Source organism: Verrucomicrobiia bacterium, assembly GCA_035946615.1.
GTDB lineage: Bacteria > Verrucomicrobiota > Verrucomicrobiia > Limisphaerales > UBA8199 > DASYZB01.
The window spans coordinates 43,893-64,638 of the sequence record DASYZB010000009.1 but is presented as its reverse complement, the minus strand read 5'-3'; the positions used below and the strand labels follow the sequence as shown (position 1 = coordinate 64,638).

The window sequence follows — 20,746 nt, the reverse complement described above, 5'->3', positions numbered from 1 at the left end:
AGTATGGTGCCCATTGCCACTCAGGGCTGGTGAAATAGAACAGTTGCGTCGTCGAAGTGTGGGGCTTAAAATTGCCATGGGGTGCTTACCCCATCCCTATGGCGCGACGGGCACCTTAGGCTGCGTGTAGCGAACAATGCGCTCTCCCACCGGTCTCATGAAACCACGGCATCGGAATCTGGTGCTCATCGCCGGGGTGGCGGCTGTTTATTTTCTGGCGGCCAGGCTCGGTCTTTCACTCGCCTTTGAACATCGGATTGCGTCTCCGGTCTGGCCGCCAAGCGGTCTGGCGTTGGCAGCGGTGCTTCTTCTAGGGCGGCGGGTCTGGCCTGGTATTGCACTTGGGGCATTCCTGGCGAACGCGTCGGTTCTATGGGGCAGCGGAGCCCACTGGGTTGTCATCGGGATCGCCAGTGTTGGTGTATGCTTGGGGAATACGGCTGAAGCGCTCATCGGGGCATGGCTGGTCGAACGTTACGCCGATGGGCGGCAGGCCTTGAGCCGGCCAGCAACGATCCTGTGGTTCGTCCTTCTGGCGGGTTTTTGCAGCAGCGCCCTGAGCGCTTCCGATGGGATGCTCGTTTGCGCGCTGGGCGGGTTTACGCTCTGGGCTCACGCGGGGGACCTGTGGCTGACCTGGTGGTTTGGCGATGCGGTCAGCATTATCCTCATCGCGCCGTTGATTCTTGCGTGGACAACCCGCTGGCGGCCTTTGGCGCGCCGCAAGCGTTGGGAAGCTGCCGCGTTATTCTCTGTTCTGATAGTGGCGTGCCAGGTTGTATTCGGGGGGTGGCTGGCTTCTGGACTTGAGGGCATTCACTTGCCGATTCTGCTGGCGCCGGTACTGGTCTGGATTGCCCTGCGTTTTGGCCGGCGTGGAACGACAACCGCGAGCTTCATAGCGGTTTGTTTCGCTGTGGTATCTACTTTTCACGGCAACGGGCCCTTTGCGGTTCCCAACCCGAACACTTCGCTGTTGCTCTTGCAGAATTTCATCATCGTCGTCACGGTGCTTTGCCTGCTCCTTGCCGCCGAGGTCGAGAACGGGCGTGAGACACAGGCCGGTTTGCGCGCCTCTGAGCAGCGTTACCGCGCCCTATCGGAGCTGGGCCGGCGCCTCAGCGCAGCTTCCAAGCCGAAAGACGCCGCGCGAATTATCGTGGAAATCGCCGACACCCTCTTCGGATGGGACGCCTGTGTGCTGGACCTCTCTTTGGTCGGGCATTCTGTCATCGAAACGGTTTTCTGTGTAGATACCATTAATGGACAGCGCACAGAAGTCCCCTTGCCCTCGGCTCCGCCCGGAGCGTTTGCCCGGAATGTCCTCAAGAGCGGCGCTCGGCTCGTGCTTCGACCCGAAGCCGCCACTTTTGACTCTGAGACCGTTCCTTTCGGGGACGCGGCGCGGCCCTCCCGCTCCCTGATGTATGTCCCGTTGCGGGCGGGCGAGTCTGCCATAGGCATCTTCTCGATACAGAGCTACAAAGCCAATGCCTACACCGAAACGGACCTGCGCCTGCTGCAGTCTCTGGCTGATCATTGCGGCGGGGCGCTGGAGCGCATCCGCGCGCAGGAGGAGATTCAACGGCTCAATCGCCAACTGCGCCGGCACCTGGAAGAACTCCAAACCATCTTTGACGTTGCCCCCGTGGGCCTGGCTGTGGCCCGCGACCCCGATTGCCGGGTCATCACTGGCAACCCGGCGTGCCAGGCCCTCTTGCGTGGGCAGTCGGTCCTTTCCCAAAACGGCGCTCAAGGAAACGGCCCCACCCCGCGCATCCTGCGCCGGGGCCGCGAGGTTCCCGCGGGCGAGTTACCCATGCAATTTGCCGCCCGCCATGGCATCCCGGTCCGCGGCGAGGAAATCGATCTCGTTTTTGAAGACGGCCTTGTCATCAATTCGTTGGTGTCGGCCTCCCCTCTTTATGATGAGACGGGGCGGGTCCGCGGGAGCTTGGGAGTTTTGGTCGATCTTAGCGAACGCAAGAGGGCTGAAGCCGCGCTTCAGGAGCGCGCCCAGGAGATTCTTAGATTGAACGAGGAACTCGAGCGCCGCGTCCTGGAACGCACCGCCCAACTGGAGGCAATTAACAAGGAACTCGAGGCCTTCTCCTATTCGGTTTCGCATGATTTACGCGCCCCCTTGCGCAGCATCCGCGGGTTCAGCGAAGTTCTCCTGGAACGTTATACCTCCAAACTCGACGGGCGTGGCCAGGAGTTTTTGCGGCGCTCCTGCGAATCCAGCCGGCACATGGATAAACTCATCGAGGCGCTCCTGCAACTCTCACGTGTTAGCCGCTGCGAACTCCAGCCCCAGACGGTGAACTTAAGCGCCCTGGCGGTCGATATTCTCGCCGGACTCCAGGAAGACGACCCTGGCCGCCCAGTAAGAACTTCCATTGCCCCGGCCTTGCTTGCGAAGGGTGACGAACGGCTCCTGCGGGTGCTGTTAGATAACCTGCTGCGCAATGCCTGGAAGTTTACGGCCAAACAAACCCCCGCCTGCATCGAGTTTGGCCAACTCTCCGGACCCGACCCGGCCTTCTTCGTGCGCGACAATGGCGCCGGGTTCGATATGGCATATGCCGGCAAGTTGTTTGGGGTTTTTCAGCGGCTCCACTCGACCGCCGAATTCCCAGGCACAGGCGTGGGCCTGGCTACCGTCCAGCGCATCATTAATCGCCATCGCGGGCGTATCTGGGTCGAAGCGGCCACCAATCAAGGCGCCACATTCTTTTTTACACTCCCTGGAAAATGAGCAGCTTTTCGGTTATGATTAGTCTGACGTCCTGTCCAACGACATCGTGAGTAATCCGTTGCAAGTACTCATTGTTGAAGATTCGGAGAACGACGCCGCATTGCTCCAAATCGAGCTCGAGCGGGCCGGTTACGAACCGATTTGCCACCGCGTCGATACCGGGGAGGCCATGGCGGACGCGCTGGCCCGCCAGGGCTGGCATCTGGTCATCGCCGATTACTTGATGCCCCGCTTCAATGGGCTTGAAGCACTGGCTCTGGTCAAGGGCCAGGGCCTCGATCTTCCCTTCATCATCGTCTCGGGCCATATCAGCGATGATACGGCCGTCGCCGCCATGAAGGCCGGCGCTCATGACTATGTCATGAAGGATAACCTCGCCCGCCTCGGCCCTGCCGTGCAGCGCGAGTTGCGCGAGGCTGAAATGCGGCGCGAGCGCCGGCGGGCGGATGAGAAACTCAAGGTCGAGCAGGTCTTCCGTCAGGCGATAGAGAATTCTGTTCCCGCCGGCATCGCGGCGGTGGATCTCGATGGCCGGCAAACCTACGTCAACCCCGCCTTTTGCGCCCTGGTGGGCTGGCCGGAACAAGAACTCCTGGGCGCCCGGCCCCCTTTCGTCTATTGGGCGCCTGAACGAATTCATTCCATTACTGATTCTCTGAGCAAAGTTGTCCAAGACAGCGCTCCGGCCGGGGGGATCGAATTGCGTTTCCGCCGGCGTACCGAGGAACGAATCGACGTGCTGGTTCAGGTCACCCCGCTTCGCGACCCGTTTGGCAATATTACAGGCTGGGTCAGCGCGGTGTCCGACATCACCGAACGGAAGCGGGCCGAAGGACGGCTGGCTGCCGAACACTCGATAACCCGGCTGCTGGCCAATGCGCCCTCTCTGAATGATGCGGCCCCAGGCATTCTAGGGGCGCTGCTCGACAGCCTGGAAGTCGATCTGGGCGCGCTGTGGCTCCCCGATGCCGAACAAAAGCTCCTGCGCGCTTCTGTTGTTGAGTTGCATGAGCACTCGCCGGGGTTGGAGGCCTTCGCCGAAATCACCCGTAACACAATACTCAAGCCCACGGAGAGTCTCCCGGGCCGAGTGTGGCAGGAGCGCCGTCCCGTCTGGTTTGCCGATTTTAGCGCCGAGCCTCATTTCGAGAGGAGCGTGCCCGCTGCCCAGGCCGGCCTCCACGGCGCTGTGGCCTTTCCCGTCCAGGGGGCCGGGGCGCTGTTCGGTGTGCTCGAGTTTTTCAGTGTGCGCCGGATGAGTTATGACCTCCCCCTGCTCAACATGATGACGGCAATTGGCAGCGAAATCGGGCAGTTCATTCACCGGCGCAATGCGGAGGAAGCCCTCCGGCGGGCGCATGATGAATTGGAGGTCCGCGTCCAGCACCGCACTGCCGAGCTCAAAACGGCCAATTCCAAACTCCACGCCGCGATCGCCGAACGCAAACGGCTTGAAAATGAGTTGCTCGAAATCACGGAAAAAGAGCGCCGGCGCATCGCTTTGGACCTTCACGATGACCTGGGCCAGAAACTCTCCGGCATTGCGCTGATGACCAAAGGGCTCGAACTCAAGCTGGCTAAACAGCAAACCGATGCGGCGAAGGACGCTGCCAAAATCCATGAATTGGTGCAGCAGGCCATGAGCCACGCCAGCGATCTGGCCCACGACCTCGCCACCCTCGATGTCGCAAAGAAAGAACTCCCTGATGCCCTCGAAGACCTCGCCGCCCGCGCCCGCGAACTGTTCCGGATCACCTGCCGTTTCAACCCAACCGGGAGCATCCCCTCGCTCGAACCGCACGTGGTGATGCAACTCTATAAAATCGCCCAGGAGGCCGTTACCAACGCCATCAAACACGGCAAAGCCAAGCGTGTCGGCATCGTCCTTTCCAACGGCTCAGACCGCCTGGTGCTCACGATTCAGAACAACGGCCTGCCTTTTCCCGATCTGCGCAGCCATTCGACGGGGATGGGTTTGCGGATAATGAATTATCGAGCCAGCCTGATTGGCGCTTCTCTGGAGATTAAGGCGAGCGGCTCGCGAGGCACTCTTGTGACCTGTGCCCTGCCGTTGGAGGGCAAGAAGGCTCATCCATAATATCCGCGCAAGTTCACGGGCAAGGTGGCAACTCTCAGCGCTCGCTCAATCAGGTTCCCGGCTTCCTCGGGCGCGGGGTCGAGACGCGCAATCTCTCCGGCTTCCAAGGCGGCAATTGGCAGTCCATCCCGCAGCAGGAGGCGGTTGGCTCCAATTGCCGCTACGCGCCGCCCAGGACCCAGGATGCCGGCAAGGTTCAACGGATCGGCCCCGCTGATCACCACCAACTCACGCCGCGCCGGCTCCTTGCGTATCCAGCGCAGCAGGCCGATGGCTTCCGGCAGCGCGAACTGCTCGCCGCTCACGCCGCCGACAAAATAACCCTCTCGAATTTCCCCACGCGCCTCCAGCCGCCGGTAAATGCGCCCCAACTCATACCAGGAAACGCGCAAAGACTCCCGCTCGATGAGCCGTCGGAAAACCACCCCGTAACGGCGAAGCAGGGTTCTTGCGAACGCTTCGATGGCGTTCTCCAAGCCGTCAGGTTGCAAAACCGCTCCAAATCGGTTGAGGTTAGTGGGCTGTACAGTCGCAGTAGCTGAAGCCACTCGTTCGAGGGCGTTTGCACCCGAGGCTGGCTTCACAGGACGCCGCAATAGCGACCAGCGTCCGGCAAACTCGAGGCTGGTGACCGTTTTGTGCCGGCGCCGCCGCTGCGGGTCGCCGAAAGGCGCCCTCTTTTCCTGTGGCAGGAGCAAGGCCCGCATCCCTTCGAAACTATCAGCCGTGACCCAGCCTTGGGTGACCAGTTCTCCCAGGGCCTGCTCGACGTGCGAGGGTAAAAGACCTTTCAGTTGCGCAATCTCATTGAAGAACAAAGCCCCATGCTGTTCCAGCCCCTCGAGCACCTGCGCTGCGTCCGGAGAGAACTCCCCAGCCCGCCCCGCAGTCGAGAGGCTTAGCCAATTGCGCAGTTGTTCGCGGGAGAAAATTGAAATGGGGCTGCAACGAATCGGGGCGAAGTGGCGTCCGTTCGGTGTTTGGGGAGGCATTAACCGGCCCCAGCCGATGCGCCCGGTGAAACAGAGCTGATCGAGCCACTGGGGCGAGTAATCTTTTATGCGCAACGCAAGCACGTCCGGTTCCCAGGCCGCCGCGGGCACTTCGTAGCCATCGAGCAGTTGCAGTATTGCCGCCAGACCCTCAGGACCTTCGGCGCGCCGAGCCGGTTCAGCCCGTTGCCAAGCCACCAGGAACCGCTGGAATTCCGCCAACGAGACGGGTTGAATTTCGGCTCGCAACCGGTTGATGGTCAGCCGGTGAATCCGCGCCAGAAGCCGGCGTTCACACCATTCCAGTTCGCCAGCAACAGCCTCACTCCTGGCAACCGCGCGGGGGTGAATGCTATTCGTCTCCGTTTCGGACCCTTGGCTAACCCCAGGGTCTTTAGCCGAACCGCGATTTCGTGAAAGAAATCTGCCACGAAGAATAAAGCCTTCTGTTTCGAGGCCGATTAAGGCCGCCTCAATCTCACTGCTTGGGATGCCAAACACCTCGGCTAACGCGCCCGCAGTCGTCGGGCCGGTGATTTCCATACGACCTCGCACCAGTTCCCGGAGCGCGTCCTCTCTCTCCCATAGCCGTTGGCGTTCTTGAGGAGGCGGCGTCAACGGCGGTTCGAGTTGCGACCCTGGATAAATTGCCTCTAAAGGACGAAGCCGCTCCGCCGCGCAAATCAGGGCGGACATCTTGCCTTCCATTGCTTGCGACGAAAACGGGCGGCTGGCTGAGTAGGTTCTTTCTCCGTTTGGGGATAAACCTGCTCCTGTCGCTCGGGAATGAGAAAGCTCAGGCGTCCTAAACAGCCGTCCGGCGCGTTTCTGGGTTGCCAACGACTCCAGCCACGCCGGCGCATGGGCCGATACGCGCGGGAGTTCCAGTTCGGTCATCGCACCGGCCAGCATCAAGGCCTCATGCAGTTCATCTGGATTTGTCGCTTGCGGCCAGGCTTCCTCGATCACTTTGGCGATGGCTGCCGCGTCGAGGATGCCCAGGCGCGTGTCAGACGAGGACTCCCCGGCACGCCGCGTGTACACCGCCTGAGTCCGCCTCTCCTCCAATGGCGCGTTATCCAGAAATGCGTAAGGACGCGCATTGAGGATCTCATGGGCGAGGAGCGAAGGCTCCGGCAGGTCGCGGGCAATGCATTCCACCTCGCCGCTTTCGATCTGCCGGAGCAGAGCGATTAGGCCATCAACGTCCATCGCCTCATTGAGGCAATCTTCGATGGTCTGAAAGACGAGTGGATGTTGGGGGATTTGGCGGTCTCCCACGATATTCTCGAGGCAGGCCAGTTGATCGGGGAAAACTGCTGCCAGCAGGTTCTCCGATTCCATCCGTTGCAAGGGGGCGGGGACCTTGCGCCCACCCCTTTGGCGCGGCAAGGCCAGCGCGCGGGTCGCATTCCAGCGCCAGCGAACCGGGAACATGGGGGCATCCAGCAGCGCCTGAATGAGCAGGTCGCGCACAGTCTTGCTGTTGAGGTAACGAAAGACTTCATCGAGTGGAAACGAGTGTTGGGTGCCCAACGACAACACAATCGCCTCATCCGTCGCGGCTGCTTGCAATTCGAAATTGAATGAACGGCAAAACCTCTTTCGCAGCGCCAGGCCCCAGGCACGGTTAATCCGAATGCCGAAAGGGGAATGCATGACCAACTGCATCCCGCCCGACTCGTCGAAAAACCGCTCGAGCACCAATTTCCTTTGTGACGGGATGACCCCAAGGACCTGGTGGGCGTGGGCGAAATAGTCCCACAATTGGCGCGCCGCCGGACAGCTAAGACCGGTTTGACGAGTGAGCCAGTCCATGACCAAAGGAGCAGACGGCGAGGCGGCCGGCGGCTCTGCGGCAGGTGTTCCATTGCCGGTTGCCGAATTTCCGTTAGGAACCGGGTCGAGCCTTTTTTCGAACTCGACGCGCAAATCCGAGACCGCCTTGGATAATTCAGCGGTGCGCCCCGGTGCTTCACCGAGCCAGAATGGGATATTGGGCGGGTGCCCGTGGGCGTCTTCAACGCGGACGGTCCCCGAGTTGATGCGCAAGATACGCCAGGAGGCGTTGCCCAGTTGAAAAATATCGCCGGCCAGACTCTCGACTGCGAAGTCCTCATTCACCGTGCCGATGAAGGTCTCGTTGGGTTCGAGAACCACGCGGTAATCGCCCGCATCCGGAATAGCGCCGCCGGATGTGAGGGCTACTAGGCGGGCCCCGCGCCGGCCCCGGACGCGCCGATTGATGGCGTCATGGTGCACCAGCGCCCCGCGCCGCCCACGTTTGGTGCTGAACCCTTCGGCAAGCATGGCAAGGACCTGATCGAACTCCTGCCACGTCAGATTTCGATACGGATAGGCGGCCCGCATTAAGTCGAACAGGGCCTGTTCCTGCCACTCTTCGCTCGCCGCGCACGCCACCATCTGCTGGGCCAGCACATCCAGCGGCTTTTGCGGCATTTCGAGACAATCCAACTCGCCCGCCCGCACGCTGCGAAGCATTGCCGCGCACTCGACCAATTCATCACGGCTCAGTGGAAACAGCCGGCCCTTGGGCAAACCTGCGCGCTGATGCCTGGCGCGCCCCACGCGCTGCAGCAAGGTGGCAATCGAGCGCGTCGGGCCAAGCTGGCAAACCAGATCAATCGACCCAATATCAATACCCAGTTCCAACGACGCGGTGGCCACCAGCGCCTTCAACTCGCCGCGCTTAAGCCGAGCCTCCGCCTCCAGCCGCAGCTTGGCCGAGAGACTCCCATGATGCGAAGCGACTTTGTCCGCGCCCAGCAGTTCGCAAAGATGGCGCGTGACTCGTTCGGCAAGCCGGCGCGTATTGACAAAGACCAAGGTCGTCTGGTGCGCCTCGATCAAGTCCGCAAGCTTATGGTACACCTCGGTCCAGACCTCGTTCGACATGACCGCTTCCAACGCCGAGCCGGGCAGTTCGATTGCCACATCCATCTCCCGGGCATAACCGCAATCGATGATGGCGCATTGGGCCTGCAGGCTCTCAGGGGCAGCCTGAGCGCCTTGGCCGGCAGCGGATGGATCTGGCGCCGAACCGGGCGCTTGCTCAGGCGCCTTGCACCCTCCCACAAGGAACCGCGCCACCTCGCCTATCGGCTTCTGAGTCGCCGATAGACCAATCCGCTGAACTCGATTGCCGGTCAAGGCCGCCAGGCGCTCCATGCTGATGGCCAGGTGCGAGCCACGACGGTTCCCGACCAGCGCGTGAATCTCATCGATAACCAGTGTGCGGACGTTCCCCAAGAGCTTGCGGCCCGATGCGGAGGTTAAAAGCAGGTAGAGCGATTCGGGCGTGGTCACCAGGATATGCGGCGGCTTGCGTATCATGGCTTGCCTCTTCGATGCCAATGTGTCCCCGGTGCGCGCCGCCGCGCGGACATCGATGGAGCGGGCCTCGGCAGCGAGAAACGCTTCGCGAATCCCAGCCAGCGGTTCTTCGAGATTCTTGTGGATGTCGTTGCTGAGGGCTTTTAAGGGAGACACATACACAACGCGCAACTCATCTTTGAGCTCTCCGGCAAGGCCCTCGCTAAACAACTGGTCTAGAGCGGCAAGAAAGGCCGCCAGCGTCTTGCCCGACCCCGTGGGCGCGGCGATCAAGGTGTGTGCCCCCGACTCAATGGCGGGCCAGCCGCGCTGTTGCGGCTCAGTGGGGGATCCGAACTTCTGCTCGAACCAGCGGGCAATCACGGGATGGAAATGGACTGAGGCCATCAACCACCAGCTTACACCCTCTCTGCGGCCTACGAAAGCAGGTTCAGCGGCCGGTTGGCGTGAGAGGAGGCGCTGGGGGCGTGACGGCGGGAGCAATGAAAAAAGCGCCTGTAAACGGATTGGAACCAGGGGTCAACGCATTGCTTTGAACAATACTGGACGCAGCCAACGCGTTTGAACTGGTCCCGTTCAATTCAGCCAGGAGGCCCAGCATTTGCTCCATGTGATTTTGCAGAATCAGCAACGCGCGAAGGCTGTCGCGAGTCAGCGGCAAGTTGGCAAACCCGGTGGGGCCGGCAGTCCCTGGCAGGACCGTGCCGCTGCCTGCCGTGGCGCCTGGAGGGAGGACGACATTAGCGCCGAAACCAGCAGCCAAGTTATTTGAAATTGTGGCGCCGGCTGGGGCGGGGGTTGTTGCGGGCACGCCGCTCACAAGGCCGATATTGACGAAATCAAAACTATCGTTGAAGGCAGCAACTGAGGGCAGCGCGGCGCTCAGATTGGTCTGCATGGATTCGAGCGCCTGCGCCAGGTTATTTACACTAAAACGATTTCCCAGCGCATTGGTGAAAACCAGGCCGTCAAGCGGCATGAATGCACTGCCTCCCGTGCCGGGGACGAAAACCGTCTGTGCCCAAGCCGCCCCTGCAGCAAAAATAACGGCTAAAGAAAGGAACTTTTTCATACGCTTGTCTCCTTGAGTTTAGACAGCACCGCCGGTTGCCTCCTTGTCCCGCATCAACGAACCCCGCAACAGCCGTTTTCTCTATGGGGTTCTTACCTTACCTAGGCTCCTTGAACAATGAAAGTCATTGCTGTCAGGTCAAGTTTTGGCCGTGGCACCTGCATCTCGCGTGGGGACTCGGGCAAGATGCCCGAGCCACGGTCTGAGGCCACGCCTCGCTCGGTTTTATTCCAACTAACCGGCGGCTGCACGCTTTTGGCCGCTGGTCAGGTAGCTCAGGTATTCGACAAGGCGCGCCTTAAGCTCTTTGCGGGGCACAATGGCGTCAATGAGGCCGTGTTCAAGCAGGAATTCCGCCGTCTGAAATCCAGGAGGCAGTTCTGCCTGGGTCGTGTCCTTAATCACTCGCGGGCCGGCAAAGCCGATCATTGCCCCAGGCTCGGCCAGGATTAAGTCCCCCACGCTGGCGTAGCTGGCCATCACGCCTGCGGTTGTGGGGTGGGTCAAGACACTGATATAGGGAAGCCGAGCGCTGGCATGATAAGCCAGGGCGGCACAGGTTTTGGCCATCTGCATCAGGCTGAACATTCCTTCATACATGCGAGCCCCGCCGCTGGTGGATGTGATGATCAGCGGCAGGCCCTTTTCGGTCGCCCGCTCGATCAGACGGGCCAGTTTCTCGCCAACCACCGAGCCCATTGAGCCGCCCAGAAAACTGAAATCCATCACCCCCAGCCCAACCCGCTGCTCCCCAATCTTGCCCAGGCCCGTGATGATGGCATCTTTGAGCCCGGTCGATTTCTGATATTCCTCAAGCTTCACCGTATAGGAGGCCACACCGGTAAAGTTTAAAACGTCCACGCTGGTCATGTCCGCGTCCATTTCTTCGAACGTGCAGGTCTCGACCAGGGAATGGATGCGCTCGCGCGAGCTGATGGGGAAATGATGCTGGCAATGGGTACAGACCTTGAGGTTCTCGTCCAATTCCTTGTCGAAAACCATCGTGCTGCACTTGGGACATTTAGTCCACAGACCTTCCGGGATTTCGCGTTTTTTTGATTTGGCGGCAGCAAGTTTGGGTTTTTTCGCAAACCCGGCATTGCTGGTGGCCGGCGGCGGAGTGACCGCCGGCTCGGCGGTTTCCAACCCAAGCGTTTTTTTCGTAAAGGAGGTAGTAGCCATTGCCAGCCTCATAATATTCAAATTCCGGGCGCAACTGTCCAGAGGCAAACTTCACCACCGCCGGGCGTGGCGCATGGCAAAGGAGCGCGGGTGTCGGCGCCAGAGGGTGGAGGCAAGGTCCTGGCCGCGCGGAAGAACGGGAGCAATAATTGAGGACTTCCGTCTAATCGGGTATGAAACGGTGCATTCTATTTTCTGTTCTGGTCGGGTTTCTGTGCGCGATTACCGCGTCATTGGCCGCCGGCCTGATCATAATCGAGGACTCCTCCTTGTGGCCGGGACCCGTCCCGCCACACCCTCTTCCCCCTCCCTCGCCGCCGTGGCATTGGCCGCAGCCGCACGTGTTTGCGCCACTGCAAGTGGATTATGTGAAGGCCAACACTCACATCATCGACCAGGTCGCCGTCACGATAGTGGATGAGGAGTTTTATAACCCCAATAACGCGCGACTCGAAGGCACATTTGTATTCCCAATCCCCAAGGGAGCGCAGCTTGACAAGTTTACCATGGAAATTGATGGCAGACAGGTCGAAGCCGAACTCCTGCCCGCCGGCAAGGCCCGACACATTTACGAGGAGATTGTGCGCAAACTGCGTGACCCCGCCCTGCTCGAATATGCCAACCAGGACGTCTTTAAGGTCCGCATCTTCCCAATCGAGCCGAACAGTAAAAAGCGCATTACCCTCTCGTACACACAACTATTGAAGTCCGACAACGGCCTGGTCAGTTTTCTGCTGCCACTGAGCGCGGACAAGTTCTCCTGCCGCCCCATTCCAACGGTCAGCGTGAAGGTGGATTTGGAGACCAGGCGCCCGCTGAAAACCGTCTATTCACCCAGCCACAAGATCGAGGTGAAACGAAACGGACCTAACCGCGCGACGGTGGGGTATGAGGCCACCGATGTGCTCCCCGAAGCTGATTTGGCCCTCTACTTTGCGCCGGAGAGGGGTGAACTGGGCTTGAATTTGCTGACTCATAAGTGCGCAGGAGAGGACGGCTATTTTCTGCTGCTGGCCTCGCCCGGCATCGATACCAAAGACAGACGCATTGTGAACAAGGATGTGGTGTTTGCGCTCGACACCTCCGGCTCAATGGCCGGCAAAAAGATCGAGCAGGCAAAAAAGGCCCTCGAATTCTGCGTCGAAAACCTCAACGACGGTGATCGATTCGAACTCATCCGATTTTCGACAGACATTGAGCCGCTGTTTAATTCGTTGGTCGAAGCGAACGCGAAAAACCGGACGCGAGCAGAAGAGTTTGTCAAAGACCTCAAAGCCATCGGGGCGACGGACATCGATGACGCCCTGAAGCAAGCGCTTGGCCTGCAATCGAGCAAGGGCGCCGGAGACCGCCCGTTCAGGGTGATCTTCCTGACCGATGGCCGGCCCACCATCGGGACGACCGACGAAGGGCAAATCCTGACCAATGTCAAAGACGAAGACACCGGTAAGGCGCGCATTTTTTGTTTCGGAATTGGGACGGACGTGAATGCGCATTTGCTCGATCAGATAACCGAGGAAACGCGCGGCGCCAGCCAGTACGTCCTGCCCGAGGAAGACCTGGAATTCAAACTGTCGGCATTTTTTGAAAAGGTAAAGGAACCGGTGCTGACCAACCCGGCGCTGCAGTTCACGGGCGGCCTGCAGACCAAACAGCTTTATCCGTCACCATTGCCTGACCTGTTCAAAGGCGAGCAACTGGTTCTGGTGGGGCGCTACTCAGGCCATGGCGATTCAGCCATGCTCCTCGAAGGGACTGTCAATGGCGCGGTGCGGAAATTCACTTATGAAGGCAATTTCCCGCAAGAGAATTCCGGCAATGATTTCATTCCACGCCTATGGGCGACCCGCCGCGTTGGTTATTTGCTCGATGAGATTCGGCTTCACGGCGAGAATTCCGAGTTGCGGGATGAGGTGACGCAATTGGCGCGCAAGTATGGAATCGTTACGCCTTATACGGCCTACTTGATAGCAGAAGATGAAAGCCGCCGTGATGTCCCCTCACCGCTGCGCTTGCTGCAGGAGTTTGGCAAGGACCCTGAAGCGCGCCAGGATGCGGCGCGGAGTTGGCAGACGTTCACACGAGAGCAAAGCGGCGATGCGGGTGTCGCCAGCGCTCAGTCCAGTCTGGCCCTTAAAATGGCCGATGCCGCCGCCCCTGCCCAAATGCTCGCAGGACAAGCATTCCAACGCCGGTATGGGCTTGCTCCGGGAGGACCGGCTCTCAGTTCAACCGCAGATTCCAGCCAGACGCCGCGGGTTGACTCTGCTCAACAGAGCCGATTTGTCGCCGGCAGGACCTTCTTCCGAAACGAGAGCGGCTGGGTCGATTCCATCGTTCAAAACTTTCCCCAGGCGCGGCATATCCGGCTCCAATTCGGGTCCCGTGAATATTTTGATTTTCTGGGCAACCACCCGCAAGCGGCGTCCTGGCTGGCGTTGGGGCAAAACCTCCAATTTGTTTTGGACGGCGTTATTTACGAAATCTACGAGTGAGTTTGAAGTGTGGCGGCAAGGGAAGCACGACGCCGCTTTGGGTTAGCAGCAAATCTGACTCGTCGCTGCGCTTCGCCGGCGCACTCCAAAATCCTTCTGCAGTCACTTGCATTTTGCCGGGCAGACTGCATTTTACGGGATTATTTCCGGCGCGGGCCGGAAATGAACACTAATGGCCGTTACACTGGAAAGGGAAAAACTATGGCTTTGAAGAATGCTCCTGATTTAACACAGAAACCCCCGCGGAGTCCGCGCGTGAGACTGGGCGGTTACGCTATTCTGCCTCGGATGCTCGATAAAGGGCGAGCGACCATCGCGGGGAAGAATGGGGAGTACCATTACAATTGCCCGAGCGACCAAAGATTCCTCGAGTATGCCGGCATCGATCCGGACCAACTCAAGGAGCAACTCGCCGCCGGCAAAGGAGACGGGGAAATCCTCGAATGGATTCAGAAGAGCGCCCGGATCAAAAGGACCGAGGCGGAAATCAGGGCCTGGACGGAGTACGTCGAGCAGCGCGCGCCGGGTGATACGGAATCGAGAGAATTCTTTCAGGGCATCCAGGCTAAAGCCGGTCCGAAGCGGGAGGATATTGTGACCTGGTTCGACCTGCTGGACCTGGACGACTTTGTTTCCTTCGGCGGCCAGGCATAGCGCGGGATTCAAACCTCGATTGTTTCGCCGGGTTTCGGTTGGAACACTTGGATTTTTGGGGAACGCTGCCGGATTTGTTCCTCGAACCAGGCGCGCGAATCATCTTCGCCATGGCACAAAAGCACCGCATGGGGCTCGACTTGGCCGACAAAATCGAGCAATTCCTCGCGATTAGCGTGGGCGGTCAGGTCAAAGTCCTCGACCTCGCAGCGCCTGGTGACCTCGCCGCCACTTGGACTGAACAGGAAAGTCTCGCCCTGTTTGGCTGCGCGCAGCCGGCCAGCAGGTGTGTCCGGGTCCGCGTAGCCGACGAAGAGAATCGCCTGTTGCTCATCGCCAATCATGCGCAAGGCTAGATCGTGGGCAGCCGTGTTTTCGCTCATCATCCCGGCAGTGATGACGAAAATCCTGCCGCCGCCCAAGCGCATTTTCTGGGCTTGGCCTTGTTCGAGCACGACGAGGTTAAGCGCCTCGCGCAATTGCAGGTTGGGGTACTGCCGGTGTGTGCGGTGCGATTCCAAATCGTAAATCTCGGTGAAGACCCGGCCCAACCCGCCAATATAAATCGGTTGGGGCTTGAGTTTGCCTTCGCCCATCAACAGCGCCAACAGCGCCAGAATTTCCTGGGTGCGCCCCAGGGCAAAGGTCGGCATGAGGACCGACCCCCTTCTGGCCAAGACCCTCTGGATGGACCGAGTGAGCCGCTCGACCTCGCCCGCGCGTGTGAAGCCCGGAGGCACGGAACGGCTCCCACGCGTCGTTTCCATTAACAGCACGCCGGCCTTTACATCCTCAAACCGCGCCGCCTTTAAGATCGTCTGGTCATGAAAACAGACATCTCCAGTGTAAAAGAGAGATTCTTTTTGGCCGCGGACCATCAGACCGGCCGAACCGAGGGCGTGGCCTGCATCGAAGAATTCAACTGTGGGCGAGAGGAATCCGGCGCGGAATTTGTGAAAGGCGGCCCAATCGATTTCCCGATTGTATTTGAACCCTTGGAATAGCGGCTCAATGTCGTCCACCTCGTCGTGGCTGAAGAGCGGGTATTCCTTTATCCCAAGCTCATCGCGCTGGCGGGTCATGACATTGACCGAGTTGTGTAAAACGCGGTCGGCGAGGAAATAGCTCAGCTCGCTCATCATCACATGGGCATGGGGAAAGTAACGCAGAGCAACTGGCAGTGAGCCGACGTGATCGTGGTGGCAATGGGAGATAGCGATGGCGTCCAGTTCCTGGTTTTTGGCCAGGTCATACAAGGGGAGGCTGGCTCGGCCCTCGCGTTTTGGATGCACCCCGGCATCCATCAGCAAGCGGTGGCCCTCGAACTCGACTAACCACCCCGAAGCGCCGATGTCGCTGGCTGGATTGAGGTTGGTTATTCGCATGAGGAATGCTCGCGTTTCGCGCTCCAACTCAATATTGAGCAACGGACGAAAAAAAAGAGGCTCGCATAGCCTACTCTGAAAGGAATACCGCGCAAACCGGCGCACCCACCTGCAGGGTTTGGCCGGTGGGCGTCAGGCGCCCCGTTGCGGCATCGACCGCGAATTCAACCACCCGGTCCGAATCCTGGTCTTCGCACAGCAACCATTGGCCGGTGGTGTCGAAGGCAAAATGGCGTGGTGTCTTGCCCTGGGTCGATACTCGCTGAATGAAGCTCAACTTGCCGCTGTTTGGGTCGATGGCAAATACCACGATGCTGTCATCGCCTCGGTTCGACCCATAGACGAATCGACCGGAAGGATGGACCTGCACTTCTGCGGAGATGTTGTCTCCTTTGAATCCCTCCGGAAGGGTCGAGACGACCTGCACCTTATCGAGCGCCCCTCGCTTTGCATCGTAAGAACACGCCGTCAGCGTGCAGCCCAGCTCGCTGATGAGATACACAAACCTTCCGTTCGGGTGAAAAGCCAAATGCCGTGGACCAGACCCGGGTTTAACCTGCAGCCAAGGGGGATCATTCGTAGTCAGTCCAGGAGTGCCATCAGCCGCAGGAATGTTAAGCCGATAAATAAAGACCTTATCCAACCCCAGGTCGCAAGCGAGCGCAAAGCGGTTGGCAGGGTCGGTGGTGATGAAATGGGCATGCGGCCCGGCCTGGCGTTGGGGGTTGACGCTCGAACCGTGGTGTTGGAGGACGCTGCTGGGCGGGTCCAGGCTGCCATCATCACCCAATCCAAGAACGGCCAGGCTCCCGCTGCCATAATTGGCCACCAGCACGCAGCGGCCTGCACCATCGACCGCCAAATGACAAGGCCCGCCCCCACCCGAAGGTTGCTGGCCCAGCAGTGTCAGCTTCCCACTCTGCGGGTCGATGCGGAATCCGCTGACCGCACCGGAGCGTTGGCCGCCAAAATTATCAATTTCATTTGCAGCGTAAAGAAATCGCCGGTTGGGATGCAGCGCCAGGAAAGTGGGATTCTCGGTTTTTGCGGCCAATTCCAGGGGGCCCAACCTGCCGGAGGCCGGGTCGAGGTGAGTTAAATAAATGCCCTGACTTTTGGCGCCGGTGTAGGTGCCGATAAAAACCAACTCAGAACCGCCGGATTGTGCTTCCACGATCTCACAGTGGATTAAGAGGGCGGCCGCCACAAGGCAAAGCCGGCAAAGTGCTCGCGAAGTGTTCACCCCTGCAAAAGACCCGATTCCCAATCTTTTTTCAAGCGCGCAAGTTTTGCATTGCAGGAGAGCGGAATTCAATTTACATTAGAACAAGGCCGCACGCGAAAGAACAGAGCTATGTATTTCGGCGTCGATTATCATCCCGAACAATGGGTTTACCCCTACGGAGGCACCGCAGACAATCCTGAGCTGACGTGGCAGCGTGATGTGGCCCTTATGCAAAGCGCCGGGATAAACGTCGTGCGCATCGGGGAATTCACGTGGGGTCTGTGCGAGCCGCAGGAGGGCAAGTATGATTTCGCATGGCTCAAACGCGTGATGGATATCCTGGCCAAAGCGGACATCAAAGTCGTCCTGGCCACGCCCACTGCGGCCCCTCCCCTCTGGATGGCGCGGAAGTACCCTGAAATCCTGCCAATTGACGAACAGGGGCTCAGGAAACACGAAGGCACACGCCGGGCGGTTTGTCTTAACAGCGATAATTTTTGGAATTGTTCGAAGCGCATTGTGCAGCAAATGGCTGCAGCATTGGGACAACATCCACAGCTCATCGCCTGGCAGATCGACAATGGCCTGGGCGGCAATTTCACCGAGGCATCTTTCAATGAGGACACGCGGCGTGACTGGCACGGCTGGCTCGAGGCCAAATACCAGACGGTCGAGCGGCTGAACGAGTTGATGGGCCTGCGCCACTGGGGCCAGGTCGTCTCGAGCTTCGACCACGTCCCCATGCCCATGGCCGCCCCGACCTTCCATAACCCTGCCCTGGTGCTGGATTGGTGCCGCTTTTGCAGCGATACCATCGTGCAATTCGCCCGAATGCAGGCGGACATCCTGCGCGAATTAACCCCCAAGTGCCCCGTCACCACCAACCTGCGCCCTCTCCTGCATCGATTCGATCACTTCGATTTAGCTGAGGCCATTGACTTTGTCTCCATCGAGAGCACCGCCGCTATCAAGGCCAAATCCGCCGAATTGGCGTGCGAAATCGACATGCTCCGCTCGCTTAAGAAAACCGGCGTTCGCACCCCGGACGGTGACAACGGGTTCTGGGTGATGGAGCAAAAGGCCGGAAACGTCACCTGGCAGGAGGTCAATTCTTTGGTCCGGCCCGGCGTGTTGCGGATGTTCACCTACCAATTGATTTCAAGGGGCGCAACGGCCATCGTCTTTTTCAGGTGGCGCCAGCCCCGATTCGGCACCGAAAAATTCCACGGCGCGGTCCTGGGCCACAGCGCGCGGGCGGATGGGCGGGTTTTTAAAGAGATAGCGCAGTTGGGCGATGAGATGAAACTGCTGGCGCCTTCATTGAAGGGCACTGCCGTGCGAGCCGAGGTATGCATTCTCTACAGCCATGACAACGAATGGGCGCTCCAGCAACCCAACCAGCCCAATAAATTCTTCAACCTCCGCGAACACATCCAACTTTTCTACTCCGCGCTGCACGACCGCAATATCGCTGTCGATTTCGCGCGCCCGGCCGACGACCTTTCCCAATACAAGCTCGTCCTGGCTCCCTCGCTGCACCTGCTCTCAGGCGGCGAAGCCGACCGGCTCAAGCTTTATGTTCAAAACGGCGGGACGCTGGTGGCCACCTTCAATACGGGTCTGGTCGATGAACACAACATGGCGCCCGATACCGGCTATCCCCACGACTTGACCGACCTGTTCGGGCTCGAAGTCGTTGAATTCGATCAGTTGCCCCCGGGCGAAGAGAATCACCTCACCTTTAAAGGCACTTTCCCGACCAGCCATCTGCATCCCGCCAGGCTCTGGTGCGACATTATCGAGCCGAAGGACTGCCAAATTCTGGCCACGTATTCGAAAGATTTCTATTCTGGCCGCCCCGCCATGACGCTGCACACGTATGGGTTAGGCAAGGCCGTTTATATCGGCACCATGAGCCACCAGCATTTTTATAACGATTTGATCATTTGGCTGCGCCAGATGTGCAATCTCCATCCGCTGCTCAAGGTCCCCGATAATATCGAGGTGAGCATGCGCCAGAAAGAGGAGACCAAGATTTATTTCCTGCTCAACCACCACACCTCGCCGTTGCGCATCCAATTCTATAAACCCATGCACGATTTCCTCACCGGCAACAACTTCTCAGGTAATTACGACCTCCAACCCCACGGCGTTCTCGTTCTGGACGAACACGCCACGCCCAAGCCGGTCGCAGTCGCTTAACTCCTCGAATGGTTTTTCCGTTCAAGAGCATCCCGCCGCGGGGTCCGGGCAAATCCAGCGCGCGCCGGCAGGTCCTGGCCCAATGGCGCGGGGTTGACCTGGCGCCCATCGAAAAGGCGCAGGCCTCGAGCGCCCGCCCGATGACCAGCGTGCTGCCAAACGTCCTCACCGACTTGCGCATGGACCGGCGCCGCAGCGAGGCTGAAATCCTGCGCGCCTGGAACAACCTGCTGGACCCCAACATTGTGGCCCATGCCCAGCCCACCGGCATCAACCGCGGCACGCTCTTTGTGAATGTGGACAGCAGCGTCTGGTTGGGCGAAATCGTCCGGTACCGCCGGAAGGAAATTATCGAACGCCTCCAGCACGCGTTTGGCCGCGACCTAATCGCCAAGATTTCCTTCCGGGTGGGATGATTCCGTCTCAATTATCCTGGGGCTAGTCCCAGCCGCTGTATCTCCGCCTCATACCCTTCGCGAAAGGTGGGGTACTTGAAATCGTACCTCAGATCTTGTTTAAGTCGCCGGTTTGAAACCCTCTTGTTTGTGACGGCGCGTTTTCCTTCTTCCGGTTCAGCCGTCACTGGGGGCAAAGCGCGGCCTAGTCTGGCGGATAACCATTGAAAGAATTCCAATTGGCTTACCGGCGCATCATCGACCGCATTATAGGCGCGCCCCGGTTCACCTCTGCGCAAACAGGCAATCACGGCCCCAGCCACATCATCGCGATGAATCATATTCATCATCCGCTGCCCCTCTACACTGAGGCGCGCTTCACCGCTCAAGAGCTGGTTAAGCCAGTACGTGCGGCCCGGGCCATAAATCCCTGCTACTCGCAGGATGATAGCCGGGATTTTGCCCGCTGCCGCTTCGAGCAGCAGTTTCTCCGTTTCCAGAAGGACCTTTCCCGTGGTGGTCGGTTCCGTAACACTGGTCTCATCGACCCAAGCCGCATCCTTCTGCGCGTAAACCCCTGTGCTGCTCGTATAAACCAGCTTTTGTGGCGCCGTTTCTGCAAGCCATTTGATCAAATTCCGCGTCCCTTCCACATAAACGCGGTTGTAATCCTCCGCTCCTCCGCGTGAGGATGAAACGCAATGAACTACCCAATCGTACCGTTCCAGCGGGGGCAAGGTCTCCGGCTTGGTAATGTCCGCCGTGATGTGTCGAATCCCAGCCGCCTCGATTTCCGCCCTGTTTGTTGCGCCCCGGCGCATCCCGGTAACCTCATGGCCCTGGCCGGCCAACTCCGCCCCAACCCGCAATCCCACATACCCGCAGCCGATGATCAGAATCCGCATAAAAGGGAGCATAGCCGATACCCGGCGGA

General features: G+C 59.4%; 12 protein-coding genes. 6 read left to right on the top strand and 6 right to left on the bottom strand.

The genetic code is table 11. From position 1 onward, the window contains the following. The first annotated feature begins 157 nt into the window (after positions 1-157). Positions 158-2,758, top strand: coding sequence for an MASE1 domain-containing protein (locus tag VG146_01370; GenBank protein HEV2390990.1), 2,601 nt, complete (start codon positions 158-160; stop codon positions 2,756-2,758). Positions 2,759-2,816: 58 nt separating this feature from the next. Further along, positions 2,817-4,856 carry a PAS domain S-box protein gene (locus VG146_01365; GenBank protein ID HEV2390989.1) on the top strand — a complete coding sequence of 680 codons (2,040 nt, stop codon included), beginning with the start codon at positions 2,817-2,819 and terminating at the stop codon, positions 4,854-4,856. Here VG146_01365 and VG146_01360 read toward each other — a convergent pair. From VG146_01360 to accD, 3 genes are all read right to left on the bottom strand, one after another. Beyond that, positions 4,847-9,589, bottom strand: a complete 4,743-nt coding sequence (locus tag VG146_01360; GenBank protein HEV2390988.1) for a DEAD/DEAH box helicase — start codon at positions 9,587-9,589, stop codon at positions 4,847-4,849. The two genes, VG146_01365 and VG146_01360, sit on opposite strands and share 10 nt — an antisense overlap. 43 nt (positions 9,590-9,632) lie before the next feature. Next, positions 9,633-10,274, bottom strand: coding sequence for a hypothetical protein (locus VG146_01355; GenBank protein HEV2390987.1), 642 nt, complete (start codon positions 10,272-10,274; stop codon positions 9,633-9,635). A gap of 234 nt (positions 10,275-10,508) precedes the next feature. After that, positions 10,509-11,468: an acetyl-CoA carboxylase, carboxyltransferase subunit beta gene (gene accD, locus VG146_01350; GenBank protein HEV2390986.1), complete on the bottom strand. Its 960-nt coding sequence runs from the start codon at positions 11,466-11,468 to the stop codon at positions 10,509-10,511. 161 nt (positions 11,469-11,629) lie between these two features. Between accD and VG146_01345 the strand changes: the two genes are divergently transcribed. Next, the gene (locus tag VG146_01345; GenBank protein ID HEV2390985.1) at positions 11,630-13,951 is read left to right on the top strand and encodes a VIT domain-containing protein; all 2,322 of its coding nucleotides are present in this window, start codon (positions 11,630-11,632) and stop codon (positions 13,949-13,951) included. Positions 13,952-14,152: 201 nt separating this feature from the next. Then, the gene (locus VG146_01340) at positions 14,153-14,605 is read left to right on the top strand and encodes a DUF5069 domain-containing protein (protein HEV2390984.1); all 453 of its coding nucleotides are present in this window, start codon (positions 14,153-14,155) and stop codon (positions 14,603-14,605) included. Positions 14,606-14,613: 8 nt separating this feature from the next. On the opposite strand, the gene VG146_01335 is transcribed toward VG146_01340, so the two are convergent. Both VG146_01335 and VG146_01330 read right to left on the bottom strand, forming a co-directional pair. Continuing rightward, complete coding sequence (locus tag VG146_01335) at positions 14,614-15,990, bottom strand: MBL fold metallo-hydrolase (GenBank protein HEV2390983.1); 1,377 nt, start codon at positions 15,988-15,990, stop codon at positions 14,614-14,616. Between the two features lie 70 nt (positions 15,991-16,060). After that, positions 16,061-17,164, bottom strand: a complete 1,104-nt coding sequence (locus VG146_01330; GenBank protein HEV2390982.1) for a lactonase family protein — start codon at positions 17,162-17,164, stop codon at positions 16,061-16,063. A 180-nt stretch (positions 17,165-17,344) separates the two neighbouring features. Here VG146_01330 and VG146_01325 point away from each other — a divergent pair, with 180 nt between their 5' ends. Together VG146_01325 and VG146_01320 are read left to right on the top strand one after the other, a co-directional pair. After that, a complete protein-coding gene (locus VG146_01325; GenBank protein HEV2390981.1) occupies positions 17,345-19,417 on the top strand; it encodes a beta-galactosidase in 2,073 nt (690 codons plus the stop codon). A gap of 8 nt (positions 19,418-19,425) precedes the next feature. Further along, the gene (locus VG146_01320; protein HEV2390980.1) at positions 19,426-19,833 is read left to right on the top strand and encodes a DUF721 domain-containing protein; all 408 of its coding nucleotides are present in this window, start codon (positions 19,426-19,428) and stop codon (positions 19,831-19,833) included. Between the two features lie 11 nt (positions 19,834-19,844). Here VG146_01320 and VG146_01315 read toward each other — a convergent pair whose 3' ends face one another. Further along, entirely contained in the window at positions 19,845-20,717 is an 873-nt protein-coding gene (locus VG146_01315; protein ID HEV2390979.1) for an SDR family oxidoreductase, read from the bottom strand. Positions 20,718-20,746: the final 29 nt, after the last annotated feature.